The organism is Pseudoroseomonas cervicalis ATCC 49957, from assembly GCF_000164635.1.
GTDB classification, from domain to species: domain Bacteria; phylum Pseudomonadota; class Alphaproteobacteria; order Acetobacterales; family Acetobacteraceae; genus Pseudoroseomonas; species Pseudoroseomonas cervicalis.
This window is the reverse complement of the sequence record NZ_GG770779.1, coordinates 411,295-415,430: the sequence shown is the minus strand read 5'-3', so window position 1 is coordinate 415,430 and position 4,136 is coordinate 411,295. Positions and strand designations below refer to the sequence as shown.

Annotated in this window: 4 protein-coding genes and 1 tRNA gene; 3 read left to right on the top strand and 2 right to left on the bottom strand. The window is 73.2% G+C overall.

Translation table 11 applies throughout. The annotated features are described in order from the left end of the window. Positions 1 to 252 precede the first annotated feature (252 nt). Positions 253 to 1,158, bottom strand: a complete 906-nt coding sequence (locus HMPREF0731_RS13120) for a LysR family transcriptional regulator (RefSeq protein WP_007004633.1) — start codon at positions 1,156 to 1,158, stop codon at positions 253 to 255. A 115-nt stretch (positions 1,159 to 1,273) separates the two neighbouring features. On the opposite strand from HMPREF0731_RS13120, the gene HMPREF0731_RS13115 reads away from it, so the two are divergent. Then, entirely contained in the window at positions 1,274 to 1,786 is a 513-nt protein-coding gene (locus HMPREF0731_RS13115) for an SRPBCC family protein (protein WP_007004632.1), read from the top strand. 290 nt (positions 1,787 to 2,076) lie between these two features. On the opposite strand, the gene HMPREF0731_RS13110 is transcribed toward HMPREF0731_RS13115, so the two are convergent. Beyond that, positions 2,077 to 2,150 (bottom strand) — tRNA-Gln (locus tag HMPREF0731_RS13110). Between the two features lie 178 nt (positions 2,151 to 2,328). On the opposite strand from HMPREF0731_RS13110, the gene HMPREF0731_RS13105 reads away from it, so the two are divergent. Further along, positions 2,329 to 3,402 (top strand): Ppx/GppA phosphatase family protein, encoded by a 1,074-nt coding sequence (locus HMPREF0731_RS13105; RefSeq protein WP_211207932.1) that lies wholly within the window; start codon positions 2,329 to 2,331, stop codon positions 3,400 to 3,402. Positions 3,403 to 3,446: 44 nt separating this feature from the next. Then, positions 3,447 to 4,133 (top strand): RlmE family RNA methyltransferase, encoded by a 687-nt coding sequence (locus HMPREF0731_RS13100; RefSeq protein WP_007004630.1) that lies wholly within the window; start codon positions 3,447 to 3,449, stop codon positions 4,131 to 4,133. Positions 4,134 to 4,136: the final 3 nt, after the last annotated feature.

Here is a 4,136-nt window from a genome sequence, read left to right as displayed (position 1 = left end):
CTGGCGCCTGGGCCAGCGCGGCGCCGCCGCCCAGCGTCACCAGCCCCGCCAGCAGCAGGCCGGGGAGGCGGGGCCGGGGCGGCAGATCGGAACGCGGCATGGGATGCTCCTTGCGGGGAGGAAAGAGGCGGGTCGGCGAGGGCGCCGGCCCTGCGGCCATGGCGCTTCCCTGTGCAGACGGATGAGCCGCCGGCAGGGACAGCCCGCCGCGCGATTTTTTTCGCCGGCCCGCCCGCCGCCCCCGCGCCGCCCTCAGCCAAGCCCGGCGCAGACCTCCGCCAGCAGGGCGCGCGCCCAGCGATGGCCGGGGTCGCGCTGCGTGCGCTCATGCCAGGCGGCCAGCTTGGTGAAGCCCGGGACCTCCAGCGGCGGCGGGCGCAGCGCCAGCCCCGCCTGGCCCGCCACCAGCCGCGCCGGCAGCAGGGCCACCAGGTCGCTCTCGCGCAGGATCTCGACCAGCGCCAGGAAGCTGGTCACCGACAGCGCGACCCGCCGCGCCCGCCCGAGCCGCGCCAGCGCCGCATCCGTGGCGCCCTCGAAGCCGCCGCCGCTGAGCGAGACCAGGGCGTGGTCCAGCGCGCAGAAGCGGTCGAGGTCGAGCGGCGCGGCGGCGGCCGGATGGCCGGCGCGCAGGGCGCAGACATAGCGTTCCTCGAACAGGCGGCGGACGCGCAGCCCGGGCGGCAGGCTCTCCGGCGTCACCAGGGCGAGGTGCAGCTCGCCCCGCTCCAGCTGCTCCGGCAGGCGCGCCGCCTGCACCGGCAGGACCGCGACGCGCAGCCCCGGCGCGCGGATGCGCAGCGCCGCCACGAACGGCACCAGGATGGCGCGCAGCGCGTAGTCGGTCGCCGCGATGCCCAGGGTGAAATCGGCCCGCGCCGGGTCGAAGGCTTCCGGCCGCAGCAGGGTCTCGATGCCGGACAGCGCCTGGCGCAGCGGCACGGCCAGCGCCTGCGCGCGCGGCGTCGGCACGATGCCGCGCTGGGTGCGGATGAAGAGCGGATCGCCGAAGGCCTCGCGCAGCCGGGTCAGCATGCCGCTGACCGCCGGCTGGGTCAGGCCGAGCCGTGCCGCCGCGCGGGTGACGCTGCGCTCCTCCAGCAGCGCGTCCAGCGCCTTCAGCAGGTTGAGGTCGAGGCTTCTGATATCGCGGGACATGATGACATTTATACCAAGCCGCGATTGGAGCGATATCTGCCGCCGGGTGATATCGCTGGCTCCCGAGGGGCGCCCCGCCGCGCGGCGCCCCCTCCCTCCACGGAGCCGCACCCGCATGCACGCGATCCATTGGCCGGAAGGCTATCTCCCCGGCGAGGCCGACAATTTCGCCTCCAACGAGGTCATCGTGAAAGGCCTGGACACGGCCGGGCTGTGGCCCTTCCTGGCCATCCCCGGGCGCTGGCCGGGCTATTACCCCAATGCCGCCGACATCCGCTTCCATGACGGGGAGGGCGAGACGCTGGCGCCGGGGCGCCGCTTCTTCTTCCGCACCTTCGGCTTCCCGGTGGAGGCGCAGGTGGTGGAATATGTGCCGCCCGTGGCGGGCCAGCCCGCCCGCCTCGCCTGGCATGGCTGGGCCGGGGAGGGCGCCGCGCGCCTCGATGTCCACCATGCCTGGCTGCTGGAGGACCTGCCCGGCGGCCGGGTGCGCGTGCTGACGCAGGAGACGCAGAATGGCGCGCCGGCCCGGGAGCTGGCCCAGGCCCGCCCGAACCCGATGATCAACGGCCACCAGGACTGGCTGGTCGGGCTGGTCGGGGCCGCCCGCGCGGCACGGCAGGGCTAGGAACCGGCCTGCTGCCCTCCGCCGGACCGGGGCGGCGGGCTGCGGCGCGCTGAAAAGGGCGGGTGGCGCCGCCGGCGGTCCACCAGCAGGGCAGGGCGTCTCGGGCAGGGCCTGGGGCGCCCCACCGGCATTCCGGGCCGGTGCCGGCGCAGCGGGCGCACATCACGGCCGCGAAGCAGCGGATGGCCCGCCCAGGCCGTGGACATGAATACAGGACCGGCGCCGCATGAACCGGGACAACTTGTCCCCGGCTTCGGCCGATCCATATACTTCACAGATTTTCAGGAAGGTGGCTGGGGAACCTGGATTCGAACCAAGACTGCCCGAGTCAGAGTCGGGAGTTCTACCGTTAAACTATTCCCCAACGGCGTGGGCGGTCATATAGCGAAGCCCCGGAAGCGATGCAAGGGGGTGCCGCCATCGTTTCGCAGCGCGGCGTAAAATCGCTTGCCCCCGCCCGGCCCAGGCCGGATCATAAGGAACACCTCCCCGCCCGCCTCTGCCCAGGCGGATCGGAAGAGGGCCAAAACACCATGCCAGAGATGTTCATAACCCCTGCCGTCGCCTCCAGAACGTCCTCCTGTGCCGGGGGAGCTGGCGGTGCGTTCGCGGCGATCGATCTCGGCACCAACAATTGTCGCCTGCTGGTCGGCACGCCGACGCCCGGCGGCGCCTTCCGCGTGCTCGACAGCTACAGCCGCGTCGTCCGCCTGGGCGAGGGGCTGGAGCGCGATGGCCGCCTGTCCGAGGACGCGATGCAGCGCGCCCTGGTGGCGCTGCAGGCCTGCGCGCAGAAGCTGCTGCGCCGGCCGCTGCGCCGGCTGCTCGCCGTGACCACCGAGGCCTGCCGCCGCGCCGCCAATGGCGCCGCCTTCGTCGCCCAGGCGCAGAACGCCACCGGCCTGCCCATCCGCATCATCTCGGCGCGGGAGGAGGCGGAGCTGGCCATGGAATCCTGCGCCCCCCTGCTGCGCGCCCAGGACCGGCGCGGGCTGCTGTTCGATATCGGCGGCGGCAGCACCGAGATCGCCTGGATCCGCGGCGGCCAGGGCTGCGCCGATGGCCGGGCCGAGCTGATCGGCTATGTCTCGCTGCCCTTCGGTGTCGTCACCCTGGCCGAGCGCATGGGCCAGGGCTGCTACACGCCCGAGGGCTTCCGCCGCGTGGTCGAGGAGGTCGAGGACCAGCTGGCCGAGTTCGACCGCGTCCACAGCATCGGCCGCGAGATGCGCGCCGGCGGCGTGCGGCTGATGGGCACCAGCGGCACCGTCACCACCCTGGCCGGCGTCGCGCTGTCGCTGCCGCGCTATTCCCGCCCGCTGATCGATGGCCGCGTCCTCTCCTGCGAGGAAGCGGACGAGGCGCTGCAGGACCTGTTCGCCATGGGGCGGGAGGGGCTGCGCGCGCATCCCTGCATCGGGCCGGAGCGGGCGGATTTCGTGCTGCCCGGCTGCGCCATCTATGCCGCCATCCGGCGCGTCTGGCCCTCCAGCTGCGTGACGGTCGCGGATCGCGGCCTGCGCGAGGGGATGCTATTGCGCATGATGCGCCAGGACCGCGCGCCGCCGCGCCGGTCCGCCTCCTCCTTCCGGGGCGCGGCGCAGCCCGCACCCTGAGGGCGCCCGACGCCCCGCCTTTTTGCCAGGACCTGATTGCCGTCATGAAATCGCCGACCGAGGCCGGGCGCGGCCTGACCACCCGTCTCCGCACCGCCAAGGGCCGCACCACCGCCAGCCAGCGCTGGCTGGAGCGGCAGCTGAACGACCCCTATGTGCGCGCCGCCAAGGCCGCCGGCTGGCGCTCCCGCGCCGCCTTCAAGCTCATCGAGCTGGATGAGAAGTACAAGCTGCTGAAGCCCGGCCAGCGCATCGTCGATCTCGGCGCCGCGCCGGGCGGCTGGACCCAGGTGGCGGTGCAGCGCGCGGGCGATCGCGGCAAGGTGGTGGGGCTCGACCTGCTGCCGATGGACGTGATCGCCGGCGCCACGCTGCTGCAGGGCGATTTCCAGGACGAGGCGGTGGAACAGGCGGTGCTCGATGCGCTGGACGGGCCGGCGGATCTGGTCATGTCCGACATGGCGCCCAACACCACCGGCCACAACGCCACCGACCATCTGCGCATCCTGGGTCTGGTCGAGCTGGCGCTGGACTTCGCCGACAAGGTGCTGGTGCCGGGCGGCGCCTTCATCGCCAAGGTGTTCCAGGGCGGCACCGAGCGCGAGATGCTGAACCGGCTGAAGCGCGACTACGCCACCGTGCGCCACGCCAAGCCGCCCGCCAGCCGCAAGGACAGCGCGGAGATGTATGTGGTGGCGCAGGGGTATCGGGGCGAAGGGAAGCAGAGGTAAGGC

Bases quoted from the DNA above. Each gene is read 5' to 3' on its own strand.
- HMPREF0731_RS13120 (WP_007004633.1), bottom strand. From the start codon at position 1,158: ATGTCCCGCGATATCAGAAGCCTCGACCTCAACCTGCTGAAGGCGCTG.
- HMPREF0731_RS13115 (WP_007004632.1), top strand. From the start codon at position 1,274: ATGCACGCGATCCATTGGCCGGAAGGCTATCTCCCCGGCGAGGCCGAC.
- HMPREF0731_RS13105 (WP_211207932.1), top strand. From the start codon at position 2,329: ATGTTCATAACCCCTGCCGTCGCCTCCAGAACGTCCTCCTGTGCCGGG.
- HMPREF0731_RS13100 (WP_007004630.1), top strand. From the start codon at position 3,447: ATGAAATCGCCGACCGAGGCCGGGCGCGGCCTGACCACCCGTCTCCGC.